Here is an 18,504-nt window from a genome sequence, read left to right on the forward strand (position 1 = left end):
CCACAAGGGTTCGGGGCGACCCGATCAGCGGCCGGAGGGGGGAGCTTCGTCCGACGGAGCCCCCGGAGCGGGCGGGAGCCCCGCCAGGTGGCGCAGCGGGACCGGGCAGGACAGCGGCCGCCGCTCGGCCCCCACGTCCGCGGACCCGGAGGAGCCGGCCGCCAGGGCCGCGACGACGGGACCGCACATCCGGCCCTGGCACCAGCCCATGCCGGCCCGGGTGAGGAGTTTGACCGTACGGGCGTCCCGCGCGCCCCACTCGCTCACGGCCTCGCGGATCCGGCCCACCGGGACCTCCTCGCAACGGCAGGCGTCCGTCCCGTCGGTCAGCCACCCCGTCCAGCCCTCGCCGGGGCGGTGGGCGGCGGCCATGGCCCCGGCGAAGGCGCGCAGCCGGGCCCGGGTGCGCGGGAGGCCGCCCGGTACGGGCCGATCGGCGATCGCGTGGGCGGCGATCTCCCCCTCGGTCAGCGCCAGTTGGGCACCGCCGATGCCCCCGGTCTCGCCCGCGGACCAGATCCCCGGTACGGAGGTGCGCTGGTGGGCGTCCAGTTCCAGGGCGGCGACGCCGTCGGCACCGCCCCGGGTGGCGCAACCGAGGCCGGTGGCCAGTTCCAGCTGGGGGACGAGCCCGTGGCCCACCGCGAGGGCGTCGCACGGGATCCGGCGGGCGGTGCCGGGCAGGGGGCGCCAGTCCCGGTCGAGGCGGGCGACGGTGACGGCCTCCACCCGGTCGACCCCGTGGGCCTCGACGACGGCGCGCCGGGTCAGGAGGCGGATGCCGTGGCGCAGCAGGGCCCCGCCGTGGACGGCGCCTTCGGCGAGCTTGGCGGGGTTGCGCAGCAGGGCGGGGGCGTGGGGCGCGTACGCCGTGTAGGAGGCGGCCTCGACGACGGCGGGCACGGCGGCTCCGGCCGCGGCGAGGGATCCGGCCACCGCGAGCAGCAGGGGTCCGCTCCCGGCGACGAGGATCCGGCGCCCGGGCAGGACGAGGCCGGCCTTGAGCATGGCCTGGGCGCCGCCCGCGCCGACGACCCCCGGCAGGGTCCAGCCGGGGAAGGGGAGCTGGCGCTCGTAGGCCCCGGTGGCCAAGAGCACCCGGTCGGCGCGGACCGTGGCCGGAGCCTCCTCGGGGCCGGCCACGGCGTGCAGGGTCCAGCCCCCGCCGTCGGCCGGGACGACGGTCCAGACGTGGTGGAAGGGGAGGTACGTGATCCGGCCCGCCGACACGTGGGCGCGCAGGGCGGCTTCGCGGTCGGCGAAGGCCCGCCAGTCGTGGTGCAGGGCCTCGGGGCGGGCGGCGCCGAGGCCGGGGGCCGGGTGGCGGTAGTACTGCCCGCCGGGGCGTTCGGCGGCGTCGAGGAGGACCACGTCGAGCCCGAGCGTCGCGGCGGTGACGGCCGCGGCGAGGCCGGCGGGGCCCGCGCCGACGACGGCGAGCCGGGTGGGCTCAGACGGCGAGGTCGTCATGGCCGGTGCCTTCCTGGGTGGTGACGGTGTCGCCGGGGCGGGCGGGGACGAGGCAGGCGCGCCGGCCCGGGTGTCCGTTGACGGTGACGAGGCAGTCGTGGCAGGCCCCGATGCCGCAGAAGACGCCGCGCGGGGCGCCGCCCTCGCGGGTCGTGCGCCAGGCGAGGATGCCGGCGGCCCAGAGCACGGCGGCGACGGACTGACCTTCCTGGGCCGGGAGTTCGCGGCCGTCGAAGGTGATCGGGTAGGTGGCCGCCGGGCTGCCGCCGACGAGCGAACGGGGACTGCGCATCAGGGGGTGCTCCTCGCGGGCTCGGCCGCGGGCTCGGGGCCCGGGTCCTCGAAGCGGTCGGGGCGGAACGGGTCGAGCGGCAGCTCGGGGGCCTCGCCCCGCAGGGCGGCGGCGATCAGCAGGCCGGTCGCGGGGGCGAGTCCGATGCCGGCGCCCTCGTGGCCGCAGGCGTGGAACAGGCCGGGGACCCGGGGGTCGGGGCCGATGGCCGGGAGGTGGTCGGGGAGGTAGGGGCGAAAGCCGTGGTAGGCCCGCAGCACCCGGACGTCGGCCAGGACCGGAAAGAGCGCCGCCGCCTGGGAGGCGAGGCGGCGCAGGGCCTCGGTGGAAAGGCTTCGGTCGAAGCCGACCCGTTCGCGGGTCGCCCCGATCAGCACCGGGCCCGAGGGAGTGCCCTCGACCACCGCCGAGGACTGCAGGGCGGCGGAGCCGCTGGCGACGTCGGCGATGTAGTCGGCGGCATAGACCTTGTGACGGACCACCCGGGGCAGGGGTTCGGTGACGAGGACGAAGCCGCGCCGGGGCAGCACCGGCAGGGTGGTTCCGGCGAGGTCGGCGAGCTGCCCGGCCCAGGTCCCGGCCGCGTTGACCACGGCCGGGGCGAGGATCGTCCGCCGGGAGGTGCGCACCCCGCGCACGGCGCCCCGTACGACCGACCCGGCGCCGGCGCCCGCGTGCGGCCCGACACCCGGCCCGACCCCCGAGCCGGCACCCGCGCCCGCGCCCGGCTCGGCCGTCGCGCCCGGCTCGGCCGTCGCGTCCCGGAGCACCTCGACGACCTCCTCCCCCAGGTACCGGACGGCGCCGGACGCGGCCAGCAGGCGGGCCGCCGCCAGCGCCGGCTGGACCTGGGCGTCCTGGGGGTAGTGGAAGCCGCCCGCCAGACCCGGGGCGAGGTGTGGTTCCAGGTCGTGGAGGGCCTCGGGGGCCACTTCGGCGCAGCTCACTCCGGCGGCGCGCTGGCCTGCGGCGAAGCCCCGCAGGGCCTCGAAGGTGGCCTCGTCCGGGGCGACGACCAAGCCGCCCTTGGACTCGTACTCGGTCTCCCCCGGCAGGGTCTCGGCCAGTTCGCGCCAGAGGCGGGTGGAGAGGAGCGCGAGGTCGAGTTCCGGTCCGGCCCCCTTGTCGGAGACGAGGAGGTTGCCCTCCCCGGCGCCGGTGGTGCCGCCCGCGACGGGACCGCGGTCGACCACGGCCACGGAGAGGCCGGCGCGGCTCGCGTAGTACGCGCACGCGGCGCCGACGACACCGGCGCCGATGATGACGACGTCCGGGGAATGGGTCTGGGACACGGCAGTAATATGTCACATTCTTTAGAGGGTGCCCATGGGGCCACGAATCCGTGGGGCCACGGGTTCCCGGGCGGGCTCCCGGGCCGGTCCCGCCCCCCGTTCGGGTAAGGGACCGACCCGGACCGGATCAGCTGCGCAGCGGTCCCTCGCAGCTGTAGGAAGCGGTACCCGCCACGTGGTTGGTCCAGATCTCCGTCGGACCGAAGGAACAGTTCATGTCGGCCAGGTTGTTGGAGGCCGCGCCCGCCCGGTCGAGGATGAAGTAGTCGACGGTCTCGGACATGTCCTTGAAGTTCTGGTCGTCGTCGCGCCAGTTCTTCAGGTTCGCGGTGATCCGGCCCGTACAGGTGAAGCGGCGCTTGCCCGGGTCGCCGTTCTCCACGCAGTCGGGCGTGTTGTAGGTGGCCGTCGCGAAGGCGGACTTCACCGAGGCGAGCGCGGAGTCGCGCAGCCGCTCGTTGGGCGTGAAGGTGGTGTTCGGCACGTAGAGCTGGTCGACCTTGGCGATCTGGGCGTCCAGGAAGCGGTTGTAGTCGCGCTGGAGGTAGGTGTCGGCGCCCGTGCGGTGGCGCCAGGCGTCATAGCCGGCGACGTCGTTGGCGCGCAGGTACCCGTACATCTCGCGCAGCAGGGTGGGCTTCTCGGTCCAGAGGAACTCGAAGAAGGTGCCGGCGTAGTTGTAGAAGCGGAAGCCGTCGCCGTCGTAGGTGGCGTTCAGGAGCTGCTCGACGCTCATGCGCGGGCCGCCGCCGGAGGTGTCCGAGATGATGCCGCGGACCAGGGACTTGCGCACCGCGATGCCGTTGTCCCGGGTGGCCCCGTCGAAGAACTCGGCGGTGCCCTCGTCCATGGCGGTGGTGCGGTCGCCCTCGTACCAGGGGCCTTCGCCGAAGAAGCCGGGGACGGCGTAGCGGCCGTTGAGGTAGTGGGTGTACTCGTGGCGGAAGAGCTCTTCGAGGGTGAGGCTGGAGTCCTGGGGGACGCGGCGCTGGTAGGTGTAGAAGGTGGCGCCGTTCTCGATGTAGATGCCGCCGTTGTTGGTGCCGTAGCCGGTCAGGATGGGGTGGTAGTTCTCGTAGTCGGCGCGGGAGGCGTAGAGCACGATGTTGAGGGTGGTGTTCGGGTCTCCGGCCAGGGGCTGGTCGGTGCCGAGGACCCGGTGGAACTGGGTCTTGACCTGCTTGCTCGCGTAGTAGAGCTGGTCGACGGTGGCCCGGTCGAGGGCGGTGCGGACCTTGATGGCGCCGTTGTCGTAGCTGTAGGTGTAGGGGAAGAGCTGCCGCTCGATGTCCTCCTTGCAGACCCCGTACGGCGCGCAGGCCTCGTAGAAGTTCAGCCAGGAGACGAGCTTGGCCCACGGCTCGCTGCCGTTGCCCCAGCCCGCCTTGACGGGCTCCAGCAGGGCGCCGAGGTCCGCGACGGTCTGGCTCCGCAACGCGTCGATCTGCCCGAAGCGGCCGTACTCGCCGAGCGCGTCGCGGGCGGCCCAGGCGTTGCCGGTGCCCTTGAGGTGGGTGTATCCGGCGAAGGCCTTGAAGGCGGCGCGGTACGGGGCGTCGGCGGTGACGGCCGCCTGGAAGGCCGCGTCCTGGTTGCCCGGGTAGACGCCCAGGTAGTTGACGGAGAGCGCCGCGAGGACGGCGCCGCCCCAGCCGGCGTCGGTGTTGGTGGCGGGGTGGGCCGCGTCCAGGGTGGCCAGGACCTTCTTGATCAGGCCGAGTTGGTGTTGGCGCAGGCCGGGGGCGCTGGCGGCGTAGAGCGCCTCGCGCAGGGTGCGGGCGTTGGAGGGCGTGGCGTCGAAGGTGTGGGCCGCGTTCCCGAAGTCGGCGATGGCCAGGCGCATGGCGTCCACGGTCGGAGCATCGGTGACGTCGATCTCGGTGCGCGAGTAGTCGTGGTAGGCGACCGCGTGGAGATAGGTGAACATCTCCTCCAGGTGCGAGGAGTTGCGGCCGTCGTGGGCTGCGGCCAGGGCGGATATCCGGTGGGAGACGGCCTGGACGTGGGCATCGGACATGACGGGCGCGAGCCGCGCGTCCCAGGTCCAGATCAGGCCGCGCAGGCACCCGTCGGCGAGGACGGCCTGGTCTCCGAGGAAGTCGGCGAACTGCTCGGGGGTGAGGTTGGTGATCCCGTCGAGGGTGCAGGGAACACCGGCGGCGACGCTCCGCGCGGTGGGCGCGGCCTGGGCGGAGGCCGTCGTACGGCTCTTCTCCGCGCGCTCGGCGGCAGCCGTGGCGGCGGGCGTGGCCGCGCTCGGCGTGGCGCCGGGGACCTTGCCGTCGGTGACGGCCTTGCCGCCGGGGGCCGGGGCGGGCGCCGGGACGAGCGGCTGCGCCTGGGCCAGGCGGTCGACCTCGTCGAAGGGGTTCGGCGCGGCCGTGCCGGCGGCGGGGGCCGCGGCGGCGAAGGTGCCGGTGGCGGCGGGGGCGCCCCGCTCGGCGGCCTGGGTCACTGCCTGGCCGGCGGTGGCCAGGAGGGTGACCGCGACGGCGGCGGAGAGGAGGGACGAACGCACAGCTCTGTGCTGGGACACCGGGAACTCCTGGTGGGAGGGGTGGTGGGGGAGGTGGTGCGTGAACTGCCCTGCTTCGTGCACTTGACTGCTTCGTGAACCGGCTGGCTTCGTGAACCGGCTTGCGTCGTGAACCGGCTTGCGTCACACGGCGTTTGACGGGGATTAACGTGCCGCGGTGTGAGCTGTAACATAGTAATGTGAAATTGCACTGACAACCCCTGTGCGCCCACCAGTTCGACACTTCTTGGGGAGCCACCGTTGACCGACACCCCCTCCCGTCTCAACACCGGCAGCCACGACCTGCCCGTATCAGCCGAGTTGTCCCGCTTCATGGCGGGGAACTGGGCGGCCTCGCCGCTGCCGGACACCACCCGCGTCCCCGCGTACGCCGTCACACCCGCCCGTCGCGCCCGCCTCTCGGCCCGCTTCCCGGGCGAGCGGCTCCTCGTTCCGGCCGGTGAGCTGCTGGTCCGCTCCAACGACGCCGACCACCGCTTCCGCCCGCACAGCGCGTACGCCTGGCTGACCGGGCTCACCGGCGAGGACCAGGCGGGGCACGTCCTGGTGTTGGAGCCGTCCGGGTCGCACGGCCACGAGGCGGTGCTGTACCTCAGGCCCCGCTCGAACCGGGCCGACGGCAAGGAGGAGTTCTTCCGCGACCGCCGCTACGGGGAGTTCTGGGTGGGCCGGCGCCCCGACCTCGCCGAGGCGGAGCGCCTGACCGGCATCCGCTGCGCGCACCTGGACGACCTCGGCTCCCCGCCGGCCCGCCACAGCGTGACCGACCCCGAACTGGCCGCCGCACTGTCCGAGTTGCGGCTGGTCAAGGACGCTTGGGAGGTCGCGCAGCTGCAACTGGCGGTGGACCACACCACCGCCGGCTTCGAGGACGTCGTACGGGCCCTGCCGCAGGCCCTCGCGCACCCGCGCGGGGAGCGCTGGATCGAGGGGGTCTTCGGGCTCCGCTCCCGCGCGGAGGGCAACGGCACCGGCTACAGCACGATCGCGGCGTCGGGCGCCCACGCCTGCGTCCTGCACTGGATCCACAACGACGGGAAGCTGAACCGCGACGAACTGCTGCTGCTGGACGCGGGCGTGGAGACGGACTCCCTCTACACCGCCGACATCACCCGCACCCTGCCGCTGTCGGGGCGGTTCTCGCCCGTGCAGCGGCAGGTGTACGACCTGGTGCTCGCCGCCCAGGAGGCGGGCATCGCCGCGCTGCGACCGGGGGCGCGCTTCGGCGACTTCCACCGGGCGGGAATGCGGGTCATCGCGGAGGGGCTGACCGAGTGGGGGGTCCTCAAGGACCCCGAGGGCGACCTGCACCGGCGCTACACCCTCTGCAACAGCGGGCACATGCTGGGGCTGGACGTCCACGACTGCGCGAAGGCGCGGGCCGAGACCTACCTGGACGGGATCCTGGAGGAGGGCCAGGTCCTGACCGTCGAGCCGGGCCTCTACCTCCAGCCGGACGACGAGACGCTGCCGGTCGAGCTGCGCGGGATCGGGGTGCGCGTCGAGGACGACCTGGTGATCACCTCGGACGGCGCCCGCCTGATGTCGGGGGCGCTGCCGAGGACCGCCACCGGCATCGAGGAGTGGATGGGCGCCCTCCTGGAGGCGACCCCCCGCCCCTGACCGGGGCCGACCGGGGCCCCGCCGCCGCCGGCCCCGGTCGGCGGGGACGGCGGGGCGGCGCGAGCCCGGCCCGGCCCTGGCGGGGTCACTGGACCAGGGCGATGCCGTCCAGTTCGACGCGGGCCTCGTGGTCCCAGAGGCGGACCACGCCGATGACGGCCATCGCCGGGTAGTCGCGCCCGGCCAGCCGCTGCCAGATCCGCCCGAGTTCGCCCGCGTGCTCGCGGTAGTCCTCCACGTCCACCGCGTACACCGTCACCCGGGCCAGGTCGGCCGGGTGGCCGCCGGCGGCGGCGAGGGCGGCCAGCAGGTTCGCCAGGGCCACCTCGAACTGTTCCGTCAGGGTCTCCCCCACGACCTTGCCGTGACCGTCCAGGGCCGTCTGGCCCGCGAGGAACACGAGCCGGCCTCCCGTGGCGGTGACGGCGTGCGAGAAGCCCGTCGCCGGGGACAGCTCCGACGGGTTGATCCGCTCCAGGCTCATCGCGCAGCCACCCCCCGGTAGAGCTCCTTCGCGATGACGGCCCGCTGCACTTCGCTCGCCCCCTCGTAGATCCTGGGCGCCCGCACCTCCCGGTAGAGGTGCTCCAGCAGGTGGCCGCGGCGCAGGGCGACCGCCCCGTGCAGTTGGACGGCGTGGTCCACCACGTACTGGGCCGTCTCCGTGGCCAGCAGCTTCGCCATCGCGGCCCGCCTCGGCACGTCGGGGGAACCGCTGTCGTACGCCCCCGCCGCCGCGTACACGAGCAGCCGGGCCGCCTCGGTGCGGGTGGCCATCTCCGCCACCCGGTGCGCGACCGTCTGGAGGTCGGCGAGGACACCGCCGAAGGCGGTCCGGCCGGCCGTGTGGGCCAGCGTCGCGTCCAGCGCCGCCCGGGCCATGCCGACCGCGAAGGCGCCCACGCTGGGCCGGAAGAGGTTGAGGGTCTCCATCGCCACCCGGAAGCCCCCGCCCGGCTCCCCCAACACGTCCTCGCGGCCGACCGGCACCCCGTCGAAGGCGAGCGAGCCGATCGGGTGCGGGGACAGCATGTCCAGGGCCTCGCCCGTCAGGCCCGGCCGGTCCGCGGGAACCAGGAAGGCCGTGATGCCCTTGGCGCGGGGCGCCTCACCCGTACGGGCGAACACGGTGTAGAAGTCCGCCTCGGGTGCGTTGGAGATCCAGCACTTCGCGCCGCTCAGCCGCCAAGCCTCCGGTCCGTCCGCCTCCGCCGCCAGTTCCAACGCCGCCGCGTCCGAGCCGGCCCCGGGCTCGGAGAGCGCGAAGGCCGCCACGTGCCGCCCCGCCCGTACTCCCGGCAGCCAACGTTCCCGCTGCGCCGCGCTGCCCGACCGCAGTACCGGGTGCGCGCCGAGGCCCTGGAGGGCCAGGGCCGTCTCCGCCTCCGTGCAGCCGTAGGCGAGGGACTCCCGCAGCAGGCACAGCTCCAGCGCGCCCGAGGTGAACACCCGCTCCAGCAGACCCTGTTCGCCCAGCTCGGCCAGGAGCGGCCGGTTCACCCGGCCGGGTTCGCCCTTCTCGGCGAGGGGGCGCAGCTTTTGTTCCGCCAGGGTGCGCAGCCGTCCGCACCATTCCTCTTCGTCCGCCCCGAGCGCGAATCCGGTCATCCGAATGCCCCAGTTCTATCGCGTCCTGTTGACTGTCGTCACGACCACGATACGCTCGGATCGCGACCGCACCAGCATGGCCGGCACCACCCGCCCCCAGCCTCCGCTGGGAGGTTCCCCCGCGGACGTCACAAGGGGGCGATCCCGCCTTGGAGCTCAAGCCTTCCGCTCACGTCGACACTTTCGCGCGCGACCATCTGCCTCCCGCACACGCCTGGCCGGAACTCCTCTTCGACCTCCCCGAACTGGCCTACCCGGACCGGCTCAACTGCGGCACCGAACTCCTCGACGCCACCATCGAACGGTTCGGACCCGACCGGCCCGCCTTCCGAAGCTCCTCCGGCGAGGTCTGGTCGTACGGCGAGCTGCGCGAGCGCGTCGACCGACTCGCCCACGTCCTCACCGTCGACCTCGGCGTGGTCCCCGGCAACCGGGTGCTGCTGCGCGGACCCACCGGCCCCTGGCTCGCCGCCTGCTGGCTGGCGGTGATGAAGGCGGGCGCCGTGGCCGTCACCGTCCTCGCCCAGCAGCGGGCCCAAGAGCTGGCAACGGTCTGCGCGATGGCCCGGGTGCGGCACGCCCTGTGTCACGCGGACGCCGTGGACGACCTGGTCAAGGCGGAGGTGCCCGGACTGCGGATCACCCCCTACGGCGGCCACGCCCCGGACGACCTGCTGAGGCTGGCCGAGGCCCACACCGCGCCCTACCCGGCCGTCGCCACCTCCGCCGACGACGTGGCGCTGATCGCCTTCACCTCGGGCACCACCGGCCACCCCAAGGGCTGCATGCACTTCCACCGGGACCTCTTGGCGGTGGCGGACACCTTCTCCCGCCATGTGCTGCGCCCCGAACCCGACGACGTGTTCGCGGGCAGTCCGCCGCTCGGATTCACCTTCGGCCTCGGCGGGCTGGTCGTCTTCCCGCTGCGGGCCGGGGCCTCCACCCTGCTCCTGGAGGAGGCCGCACCCCGCCGGCTGCTGCCCGCCCTGGCCCGCCACCGGGTGACCGTGCTGTTCACGGCGCCCACGGCCTACCGCGCGATGCTGGACACCCTGGGCCCCTACGACGCGGGCGCCTACGACCTCTCCGCCCTGCGCCGCTGCGTCTCGGCCGGGGAGAACCTGCCCGCCGCCACCTGGCAGGCCTGGCACGAGCGGACCGGGCTGCGCATCATCAACGGCATCGGGGCCACCGAGCTGCTGCACATCTTCATCTCCGCCGCCGACGAGGACATCCGCCCCGGTACCACCGGCCGGGTGGTCCCCGGCTGGGAGGCACGGGTGGTGGACGCGTCGGGGCGGCCCGTGGCCGACGACGAGCCCGGCCTGCTGGCCGTGCGCGGGCCCGTCGGCTGCCGCTACCTGGCCGACCCGCGCCAGGGCGAATACGTACGGGACGGCTGGAACCTGACCGGGGACACCTACGTCCGCGACCACGACGGCTACTTCCGCTACGTCGCCCGGGCCGACGACATGATCATCTCCTCGGGGTACAACATCGCCGGCCCCGAGGTCGAGGAGGCGCTCCTTCGCCATCCGGACGTGGTCGAGGCGGCGGTGGTCGGCCGGCCCGACGAACGACGCGGCCAGAGCGTGGTGGCCTACACCGTCCCCCGGGAGGGAGCGGCGCTGACGGAGGAGTCCCTGCGGACCTTCATGTTGGGTGAGCTGGCCCCCCACAAGTGCCCGCGCTCCTTCGTCTTCCTCCCCGCGCTGCCCCGGACCGCGACCGGCAAACTACAGCGCTTCCGGCTGCGCGATCTAGAGTGAACCCGTGGCCGAGCAGCACACTCCGCGATCCCTGATCGTCACCTTCCACGGCGCCTACGGGCGGTCCTTCGAGGGCCCCGTACCGGTGTCGGCGTTGGTGCGCCTGCTGGGCGCGGCCGGCGTCGACGCGCCCTCCGTCCGGTCCTCGGTGTCCCGGCTCAAGCGGCGCGACTTCCTGCTGCCCGCGAAGGCGGCGGACGGCTCGGCGGCCTACGCGCTCTCCGAGGAGGCGCGGCTGCTGCTGGAGGACGGGGACCGGCGGATCTACGGAGCCCCGCGGGTGTCGGAGGAATGGCTGGTCGCCGTCTTCTCGGTCCCCGAGCAGGAACGCCACAAGCGCCACCTGCTGCGCTCGCGACTGGCCCGCCTGGGCTTCGGCGCGGTGGCCCCGGGCGTGTGGATCGCCCCGGCCCAACTGGCCGGGGAGACCACGCGCACCCTGGAGCGGCTGCACCTGACCGCCTACGTCGAACTCTTCCGGGGCGCCCACCTCGGTTTCGCCCCGACCGCCGAGGCGGTGGCCCGCTGGTGGGACCTGGCGGCGCTGGCCAAGCAGCACGAGGAGTTCCTCGACCTGCACGAGCCGGCCCTGCGCGCCCTCCAGACGGGCCCCGAGCCCACCCCGGAGGCCGCCTACCGGACCTACCTCCTCGCCCTGGACACCTGGCGCCGGCTCCCCTACGCCGACCCGGGCCTCCCCCGCGACCTCCTGCCCGCGGACTGGCCGGGAGACCGCTCGGCGGCCGTCTTCGCCGAACTCCACACCCGTCTCCACGCCCGGGGCGCCCGCTTCGTCCACCCGTGAGGCCGCCGGCTGTGCGCGCACCCGCCCGGAGGCCGCGCCCTCGTCGGACGGCGCCCGGCCGTAGACCTCGCCATACGCCCCGTCGCACGCCCGCCTGATCCGCACGTTCATGGTTCCTCCCCCCGCCGGAGCCCTTCGGGCCCCCGGAGCACCGATTTGCTCCGTACCTCCAAGGTGCCCGGCGTCCCGCGCCGGCGGCTCCCCCGTGCGAGGGGGCCGTCTCCCCCACGTGGGGGAGACGCCCTAACCCCGCCCCGTCGGGGGTGTGCGGGAGCCGGCGCGGTAGGGGTCGGGCCAGGGGGCGGCGGGGCCGGTGTAGCCCTGCTCGGCGGCCGCGTGGAGGGTCCAGTGGGGGTCGTACAGGTGGGGCCGGCCTACGGCGCAGAGGTCGGCGCGCCCGGCCAGCAGCAGGGAGTTCACGTCGTCCCAGGAGGAGACGGCCCCCACCGCGACGACGGGTACACCGAGCGCGTTGCGGATCCGGTCGGCGTACGGCGTCTGGTAGGAACGCCCGAACTCGGGGGCCTCGTCGGACACCACCTGGCCGGTGGACACGTGGACCGCGTCGGCCCCGTGGGCGGCGAACGCGGCGGCGATCTCCTGCGCGTCCTCGGGGGTGGTGCCGCCCGGCGCCCAGTCGGACGCGGAGATCCGTACGGTCATCGGGCGCTCCGCCGGCCAGACCTCCCGGACCGCGTCGAAGACCTCCAGCGGGAAGCGCAGGCGGTTCGCCGTCGGGCCGCCGTACGCGTCCTCGCGGTGGTTGGTGAGCGGGGAGAGGAACCCGGACAGCAGGTAGCCGTGGGCGCAGTGCAGCTCCAGCAGGTCGAAGCCGCAGTCGGCGGCCCGTACGGCGGCGGCGGCGAAATCGGAGCGGATCGCGGCCAGGTCGGCCACGGACAGGGCGCGCGGCACGTCGGACACGCCCGGCCGGTAGGGCAGTGCGGAGGCGGCGACCAGGGGCCAGTTTCCCTCGGGGAGGGGCTCGTCCATGCCCTCCCACATGACCCGCGTCGAACCCTTGCGGCCGGAGTGGCCGAGCTGCACGCCGAAGGCGGCCCCGGGTGCGGAGGTGTGGACGAAGTCGGCGATCCGCTTCCAACCGTCCGCCTGCTCCGATGTCCACAGACCGGCGCAGCCGGGAGTGATCCGCCCTTCGGGGCTGACGCAGACCATCTCCGTCATGACCAGGCCGGCGCCGCCCAGGGCCCGCGCGCCCAGGTGCACCAGGTGGAAGTCGCCCGGCACCCCCTCGTGCGCCGCGTACATGTCCATCGGGGCGAGGACGATCCGGTTGCGCAGGGTCAGCCCGCGCAGGGTGAACGGGGTGAACATCGGCGGAGTTCCCGACTCCGCCACGTCGCCCGGCACGGTTTCACCGGCCGGCTCGGGGCAGCCGAACTCCCGTTCCACCGCCCGGGTGAAGCGGGGGTCGCGCAGCCTGAGGTTGTCGTGGGTGACGCGGCGGCTGCGGGTCAGCAGGTTGAAGGCGAACTGCCGGGCGGGTTGCCCGACGTACACCTCGATCTCCTCGAACCACCGCATGCTGGCGGCGGCCGCCCGCTGGGTGCTGGCCACGGCCGGCCGGCGCGCCTCCTCGTACGCGGCGAGGGCCTCGGGCACCGAGGGCAGCGCGGCCACCGCCTCGGCCAGGGCGAGGGCGTCCTCGACGGCGAGTTTGGTGCCGGACCCGATGGAGAAGTGCGCGGTGTGCGCGGCGTCGCCGAGCAGCACCACGTTCCCGTGGGACCAGCGTTCGTTGACGACCGTGCGGAAGCTCGTCCACGCCGAGCGGTTGCCGCGCAGGGGCCTGCCCCGCAGGGCCTCGCCGAAGATCTTGGCGCAGCGGCCGGCGGACTCCTCCTCGTCGCACAGGTCGAATCCGGCGGCCCGCCACACCTCTTCGCGCATCTCGACGATCACGGTCGAGGAGTCGGCGGAGTACGGGTAGGCGTGCAGCTGCATCACGCCGTGGTCGGTCTCCGCGATCTCGAAGCGGAAGGCGTCGAAGGCGAAGTCGGCGGCGAGCCAGATGTAGCGGCACCGCCCGGGCGTCACCGTCGGCCGGAAGTGCGCGGCGCCGCTCTCCCGGATGGCGCTGTGCACCCCGTCCGCCGCGACCACCAGGTCGTACGCCTGCGCCAGCTCCCGGATGTCGGGCGCCTCGCTGCGGAAGCGGAGCCGGACCCCGAGGCCCGCGCACCGCTCGTGGAAGACCTCCAAGAGGCGGCGGCGCCCGAGGGCGGCGAAGCCGTGGCCGCCGGAGGTCAGCAGCCGACCCCGGTGCACCACCTCCACGTCGTCCCAACGCACGAACTCGGCGCCGAGGGCGGCGTGCACGACGGTGTCACCGCGTTCGATGCCACCCAGTGTCTCGTCCGAGAGCACGACGCCGAAGCCGAAGGTGTCCTCCGGGGCGCTCCGCTCCCAGACCTCGACGGCGTGCCCCTGGCGGGCCAGCAGCGCGGCGGCGTACAGCCCGCCCGGTCCTCCTCCGACGACGGCCACCCGCATCTGGCGCACGGCGCTACCTGCCCTTCCACTCCGGCGGTCGCTTCGCGGTGAAGGCCGCGTGGAACTCCGCGTAGTCCCGGCCGTGCATGAGCAGGGCCTGGGTGTTGGCGTCCAGCTCCACCGAGGCGGCCAGCGGCATGTCCAGTTCCGCCGTCAGCAGGGCCTTGGTCTGGGCGTGGGCGAGGGCGGGTCCGGCGGCGAGGCGCGCGGCGAGTTCGGCGGCGCGGGCGTCGGCCCGGCCCTCCTCGACCAGCTCGCTGAGCAGTCCGATCCGCTCGGCCTCGGCGGCCCGTACGGGCTCTCCGAGCATCAGCAGCCGCGTGGCGTGGCCGAGGCCGACCACACGGGGCAGCAGGTAGGCGGCGCCCATGTCCCCGCCCGAGAGGCCGACCCGGGTGAAGAGGAAGGCGAAGCGGGCGGTGGGGTCGGCGATCCGGAAGTCGGCGGCGAGGGCGAGGACGGCCCCGGCCCCGGCGGCGACCCCGTGCACGGCGGCGATCACCGGGAAGGGGCACTCCCGGACGGCCCGCACCACCTGGCCGGTCATCCGGTTGAAGTCGAGGAGTTCGGCGGTGTCCATGGCGAGGGTGGCGCCGATGATCTCGTCCACGTCCCCGCCGGAGCAGAAGCCGCGCCCCTCGCCGGCGAGCACCAAGGCCCGTACGGATCGCTCGCGGGACAGTTCGGCGAGGAGGTCGCGCAGGTCCGCGTAGGCGCCGAAGGTCAGCGCGTTCAGTTTCTCGGGGCGGTCGAGGGTGACGGTGGCCACGCCGTCCTGCCGGGTCACCCGCAGGTGGCGCCACCGTTCGGTCGCTGGAGTGGAACCGGTGAAGGGGCTCACGGAATCGAAGCTATCACCTGATCGTGACTGCCGTCAGGAAAACGCGACACGATCCGCGCCGCGATCCACGACACGATCGCCCCCGACGGCACGGTCCCGCGCGCCGAAGGTCCCCCGGCGCTGGTGGCGGTGGTCCCCACCCCTTCCGTACGGGGTGCCCTACAGCTTCGGGATTCCACTTCGTATCGTTGAAAGTGGGATTTTCACGGACAGCGGGATCACCCGGGCCCGCCCGCGGACCCCTGCCCCCGGAGGCCTCCGCGGGCACCGCCCACGAGCCCACGGAACGGACGGTGCGCCTTGCCCGACACCTCCGCCTGGAGGATCGCCCTCCCCCACACGGCCGCCGCCGTGCCCATCGCGCGCGCCTTGGTGCGCACCGCCCTGGCGGAACTGGAGGTCTCGGCGGACAGCGACACCGCCGAACTGCTGACGGCGGAGTTGGTCGCCAACGCCGTGCAGCACACCTCTCCGGGCGCCCCGATCGAGCTGGCGGTCGAGCTGCTCGCGAACGGCTGCCAGGTCGAGGTCCACGACGGCGATCCGCGCCCGCCGGGCGATCTGACCGCGCGCCCCGACGACGACCACCCCGACCCCTGGCAGGAACACGGCCGCGGGCTGCTGCTGATCCGGACCCTGAGTTCCGCCTGTGGCCACCGCCGCACCGAGCACGGCAAGGCCGTCTGGTTCACCCTCCCGGCCCGGACCGCGACGGCCTGACCGACGGCCTGACCGACGGCCCACGACCGACTACGGCGCAGGCGCCGGCTTCGCCAGCGTCGCGACGAGCATCGCCTTGATCGTGTGCAGCCGGTTCTCTGCCTCGTCGAAGACGATCGAGTGCGCGGACTCGAACACCTCGTCCGTGACCTCCAGCGAGTCCAGCCCGTGCCGCTCGTACACCTCCCGGGCCACCTTGGTGCCCAGGTCGTGGAAGGCCGGCAGGCAGTGCATGAACTTCACGTCCGGGTTCCCGGTCGCGCGCAGCACGTCCATGGTGACCGCGTACGGCGACAGGGCCCCGATCCGCTCGTCCCAGACCGCCTTCGGCTCGCCCATGGAGACCCATACGTCCGTGGCGACGAAGTCCGCCTGCGCCACCCCCTCGGCCACCTCCTCCGTCAGCGTGATCCGCGCCCCGCTGGTCTCCGCCAGCCGCCGGGCCCGGGCCACGACGGCCTCGGCGGGCCAGTAGGCCCGGGGCGCGACGATCCGTACGTCCATGCCCAGCAACGCGCCGGTGACCAGGTAGGAGTTGCCCATGTTGAAGCGGGCGTCGCCGAGGTAGGCGAAGGCGACACGGTCCAGGGGCTTGGAGCAGTGCTCGGTCATCGTCAGCACGTCGGCCAGCATCTGGGTGGGGTGCCAGTCGTCGGTGAGGCCGTTGAAGACGGGTACGCCGGCGTGTGCGGCCAGCTCCTCGACCGCCTCCTGGCTGTCCCCCCGGTACTCGATGCCGTCGAACATCCGGCCGAGCACGCGCGCGGTGTCCTTGACCGATTCCTTGTGGCCCATCTGGGAACCCGAGGGATCGAGGTAGACGGTGGCGGCGCCCTGGTCCGCGGCGGCGACCTCGAAGGCGCAGCGGGTGCGCGTGGAGGTCTTCTCGAAGATCAGGGCGATGTTGCGCCCCTGGAGCCGACGCTCTTCCATCCCGGCCCTCTTGGCCGCCTTCAGCTCGGCGGCCAGCTCGACCAGACCTCGGAGCTCGGCGGCGGTGAAGTCGAGCTCCTTGAGGAAACTGCGGCCGAAGAGGTCGGTGGCCATGGGGACACTCCAGGGTGACGCTGACAGGGAATGCTGGAAGTCTATACGATGCACTGCATTGATATACATCCCAGGGAGTGTCTTTCCACGGGACGTCCGTCACCCAGTAGCGGCGGCCCGGGTCAGACCGCGTCCCGCTCCACCGGGCAGCTCATGCACCGCGGCCCGCCCCGGCCCCGCCCCAGCTCGCTGCCGGGGATCTCGATCACCTCGATGCCCTCCTTGCGCAGGTGCGTGTTGGTGGTCACGTTCCGCTCGTACGCCACGACCACCCCCGGCTCCACCGCCAGCACGTTGCAGCCGTCGTCCCACTGCTCGCGCTCCGCCGAGTGCACGTCCTGGGTGGCGGTCAGCACCCGGATCCGATCCAGCCCGAGAGCCGCCGCGATGGCCCGGTGCATGTGCTCCGGCGCGTGGTCGGTGACCTGGAGCTCGCTGCCGCTCTCGCCGGGGCGGATGGTGTAGGAACGCAGCATGCCCAGCCCCGCGTACTGGGTGAAGGTGTCCACGTCGACCATCGTCATCACCGTGTCCAGGTGCATGAAGGCCCGCCGCTTCGGCATGTCCAGGGCAACGATGGTCGTCGCCGAACCGGCGGCGAACAGGCCGCGGGCCAACATCTCGACCGCCTGCGGTGTGGTGCGCTCGCTCATCCCGATCAGGACGGCGCCGTTGCCGATGACCAGCACGTCCCCGCCCTCGATGGTCGAGGGGTAGTCCGCCTGCCCCTGGGACCAGGTGTGGAAGGGACCGGAGCCGGTGAAGAGCGGGTGGTGCCTGTAGATCGCCTCGAAGTGGACGGTCTCGCGCTGCCGGGCCGGCCAGCGCATGGCGTTGATGGACACCCCGTCGTAGATCCAGGCGGAGGTGTCGCGGGTGAAGAGGTGGTTGGGCAGCGGCCCGAGCAGGAAGCCGTCCGTCTCCAGCGCGTGGAAGCGTACGGAGACCGGCTCGGCGTGCCGTTCCAGGAACTCCCGCTTGGTCATGCCGCCGACCAGGGCCTCGGCCAGGTCCGCCGAGGACAGCCCGTCGAACACCGCCCGGAGGTGGTCGGTGGCGAGCGGACCGTACTCCTTCTCGTCGAACACCCGGTCCAGTACGAGGTGTCGCGCCTCCGGGATGTCGAGGGCCTCGCGCAGCAGGTCGCCGAAGAGGTGGACCTCGACCGCCCGGTCGCGGAGCACGTCCGCGAAACCGTCGTGCTCCTGACGGGCCCGACGCACCCACAACACGTCGTCGAAGAGCAGGGCGTCCTTGTTGCTTGGTGTGAGCCGCTTCAGCTCCAGATCGGGCCGGTGGAGGATGACGCGGCGAAGCCGCCCGGTCTCGGAGTCGACATGGAATCCCATGCCTTACACGTTCCCAGACCGAACGGCTTTTTGACCTCGCGTCGGCCGCGCCGGCTCAGCGCAGGCCGAGAAGCGCCGTCGGGGCACCGATCAGTTCCGGGGCGGTCAGGCCCAACTTCGGGGCGGTCAGGTTCGGCAGCCCGTAGTTGCTCCCGTCCGGCATCGACAGCGGCGCACCGAGGACGGCGCCGGGACTGCGGGTCTGGATCGTCGTGTTCGGCGACTCCAGGGAACCCTCGCCGTCCGTCTCGGGCGTGCCCGCGAGGTTGGGCACCGGGGAGGTGAGGCGGGTCGCCCCGAGGTCGGTGGCGATCGGCACCACCGGCAGCAGTGGGGTCGGCAGCAGGTCTCCCGTGTGGTGGCGGGGCGCCTCGGGGGCTCCGACGACCGGTACCGGAACCGCGGTGGCCACGTGCGGGACGGGCACGCCCAACGTGGTCTCCACGGCCTCCAACGGGACACCCACCGGGACCGAGTCGGCCACGGCCGGCGAGGCCACGACAGCCGCGGCCATACAGGTCATGAGCGCCGCAATGCTTCCGCGCGCGGTCATCTTCATAGGTGACGTTCCGTCCTTCCAGATTCGCGGACACTCCGCATTCCCTGGATGAACGATCCCGCCGCCGGTTTCCCCGGCG

The 18,504-nt window shown here is 73.5% G+C and carries 15 protein-coding genes; 4 read left to right on the top strand and 11 right to left on the bottom strand.

The window, feature by feature from the left end; all coding sequences use genetic code 11:
- Positions 1-24: 24 nt before the first annotated feature.
- The 4 genes from ACIOD1_RS16405 to ACIOD1_RS16420 all read right to left on the bottom strand — a co-directional run bounded on the left by ACIOD1_RS16405 (position 25) and on the right by ACIOD1_RS16420 (position 5,590).
- Positions 25-1,470: an NAD(P)/FAD-dependent oxidoreductase gene (locus tag ACIOD1_RS16405; RefSeq protein ID WP_401902843.1), complete on the bottom strand. Its 1,446-nt coding sequence runs from the start codon at positions 1,468-1,470 to the stop codon at positions 25-27.
- Positions 1,451-1,762, bottom strand: coding sequence for a (2Fe-2S)-binding protein (locus ACIOD1_RS16410; RefSeq protein ID WP_401902846.1), 312 nt, complete (start codon positions 1,760-1,762; stop codon positions 1,451-1,453). Before ACIOD1_RS16410 ends, ACIOD1_RS16405 begins: the two co-directional genes overlap by 20 nt.
- A complete protein-coding gene (locus tag ACIOD1_RS16415) occupies positions 1,762-3,054 on the bottom strand; it encodes an NAD(P)/FAD-dependent oxidoreductase (RefSeq protein ID WP_401902848.1) in 1,293 nt (430 codons plus the stop codon). Before ACIOD1_RS16415 ends, ACIOD1_RS16410 begins: the two co-directional genes overlap by 1 nt.
- 127 nt (positions 3,055-3,181) lie before the next feature.
- The gene (locus tag ACIOD1_RS16420; RefSeq protein WP_401903075.1) at positions 3,182-5,590 is read right to left on the bottom strand and encodes a collagenase; all 2,409 of its coding nucleotides are present in this window, start codon (positions 5,588-5,590) and stop codon (positions 3,182-3,184) included.
- A gap of 240 nt (positions 5,591-5,830) precedes the next feature.
- Here ACIOD1_RS16420 and ACIOD1_RS16425 point away from each other — a divergent pair, with 240 nt between their 5' ends.
- Positions 5,831-7,213 (top strand): aminopeptidase P family protein, encoded by a 1,383-nt coding sequence (locus ACIOD1_RS16425; protein ID WP_401902850.1) that lies wholly within the window; start codon positions 5,831-5,833, stop codon positions 7,211-7,213.
- An 85-nt stretch (positions 7,214-7,298) separates the two neighbouring features.
- Here ACIOD1_RS16425 and ACIOD1_RS16430 read toward each other — a convergent pair whose 3' ends face one another.
- Entirely contained in the window at positions 7,299-7,697 is a 399-nt protein-coding gene (locus ACIOD1_RS16430) for a RidA family protein (protein ID WP_365616556.1), read from the bottom strand.
- Entirely contained in the window at positions 7,694-8,821 is a 1,128-nt protein-coding gene (locus ACIOD1_RS16435; protein WP_365616554.1) for an acyl-CoA dehydrogenase family protein, read from the bottom strand. Before ACIOD1_RS16435 ends, ACIOD1_RS16430 begins: the two co-directional genes overlap by 4 nt.
- 149 nt (positions 8,822-8,970) lie before the next feature.
- Here ACIOD1_RS16435 and ACIOD1_RS16440 point away from each other — a divergent pair, with 149 nt between their 5' ends.
- Together ACIOD1_RS16440 and ACIOD1_RS16445 are read left to right on the top strand one after the other, a co-directional pair.
- Positions 8,971-10,590 (top strand): AMP-binding protein, encoded by a 1,620-nt coding sequence (locus ACIOD1_RS16440; RefSeq protein ID WP_401902854.1) that lies wholly within the window; start codon positions 8,971-8,973, stop codon positions 10,588-10,590.
- Positions 10,591-10,594: 4 nt separating this feature from the next.
- The gene (locus ACIOD1_RS16445; protein ID WP_401902856.1) at positions 10,595-11,395 is read left to right on the top strand and encodes a PaaX family transcriptional regulator C-terminal domain-containing protein; all 801 of its coding nucleotides are present in this window, start codon (positions 10,595-10,597) and stop codon (positions 11,393-11,395) included.
- Positions 11,396-11,638: 243 nt separating this feature from the next.
- On the opposite strand, the gene ACIOD1_RS16450 is transcribed toward ACIOD1_RS16445, so the two are convergent.
- Positions 11,639-13,909, bottom strand: coding sequence for a bifunctional salicylyl-CoA 5-hydroxylase/oxidoreductase (locus tag ACIOD1_RS16450; protein ID WP_401903078.1), 2,271 nt, complete (start codon positions 13,907-13,909; stop codon positions 11,639-11,641).
- A gap of 13 nt (positions 13,910-13,922) precedes the next feature.
- Complete coding sequence (locus ACIOD1_RS16455) at positions 13,923-14,750, bottom strand: enoyl-CoA hydratase family protein (RefSeq protein WP_365616549.1); 828 nt, start codon at positions 14,748-14,750, stop codon at positions 13,923-13,925.
- A gap of 300 nt (positions 14,751-15,050) precedes the next feature.
- On the opposite strand from ACIOD1_RS16455, the gene ACIOD1_RS16460 reads away from it, so the two are divergent.
- Complete coding sequence (locus ACIOD1_RS16460; RefSeq protein WP_365616547.1) at positions 15,051-15,470, top strand: ATP-binding protein; 420 nt, start codon at positions 15,051-15,053, stop codon at positions 15,468-15,470.
- A 30-nt stretch (positions 15,471-15,500) separates the two neighbouring features.
- Here ACIOD1_RS16460 and argF read toward each other — a convergent pair whose 3' ends face one another.
- The 3 genes from argF to ACIOD1_RS16475 form a co-directional block, all read right to left on the bottom strand.
- Positions 15,501-16,517 (bottom strand): ornithine carbamoyltransferase, encoded by a 1,017-nt coding sequence (gene argF, locus ACIOD1_RS16465; protein WP_365616546.1) that lies wholly within the window; start codon positions 16,515-16,517, stop codon positions 15,501-15,503.
- A gap of 122 nt (positions 16,518-16,639) precedes the next feature.
- Positions 16,640-17,866, bottom strand: coding sequence for an arginine deiminase (locus ACIOD1_RS16470; RefSeq protein ID WP_365616544.1), 1,227 nt, complete (start codon positions 17,864-17,866; stop codon positions 16,640-16,642).
- Positions 17,867-17,921: 55 nt separating this feature from the next.
- Positions 17,922-18,380 (bottom strand): hypothetical protein, encoded by a 459-nt coding sequence (locus ACIOD1_RS16475; RefSeq protein ID WP_365616542.1) that lies wholly within the window; start codon positions 18,378-18,380, stop codon positions 17,922-17,924.
- Positions 18,381-18,504 lie beyond the last annotated feature (124 nt).

The sequence above is a fragment of the Streptomyces sp. NPDC088097 genome (assembly GCF_044741845.1).
GTDB lineage: Bacteria > Actinomycetota > Actinomycetes > Streptomycetales > Streptomycetaceae > Streptomyces.

Bases quoted from the DNA above. Each gene is read 5' to 3' on its own strand.
- ACIOD1_RS16405 (WP_401902843.1), bottom strand. From the start codon at position 1,470: ATGACGACCTCGCCGTCTGAGCCCACCCGGCTCGCCGTCGTCGGCGCG.
- ACIOD1_RS16410 (WP_401902846.1), bottom strand. From the start codon at position 1,762: ATGCGCAGTCCCCGTTCGCTCGTCGGCGGCAGCCCGGCGGCCACCTAC.
- ACIOD1_RS16430 (WP_365616556.1), bottom strand. From the start codon at position 7,697: ATGAGCCTGGAGCGGATCAACCCGTCGGAGCTGTCCCCGGCGACGGGC.
- ACIOD1_RS16435 (WP_365616554.1), bottom strand. From the start codon at position 8,821: ATGACCGGATTCGCGCTCGGGGCGGACGAAGAGGAATGGTGCGGACGG.
- ACIOD1_RS16450 (WP_401903078.1), bottom strand. From the start codon at position 13,909: ATGCGGGTGGCCGTCGTCGGAGGAGGACCGGGCGGGCTGTACGCCGCC.
- argF (WP_365616546.1), bottom strand. From the start codon at position 16,517: ATGGCCACCGACCTCTTCGGCCGCAGTTTCCTCAAGGAGCTCGACTTC.
- ACIOD1_RS16470 (WP_365616544.1), bottom strand. From the start codon at position 17,866: ATGGGATTCCATGTCGACTCCGAGACCGGGCGGCTTCGCCGCGTCATC.
- ACIOD1_RS16475 (WP_365616542.1), bottom strand. From the start codon at position 18,380: ATGGCCGCGGCTGTCGTGGCCTCGCCGGCCGTGGCCGACTCGGTCCCG.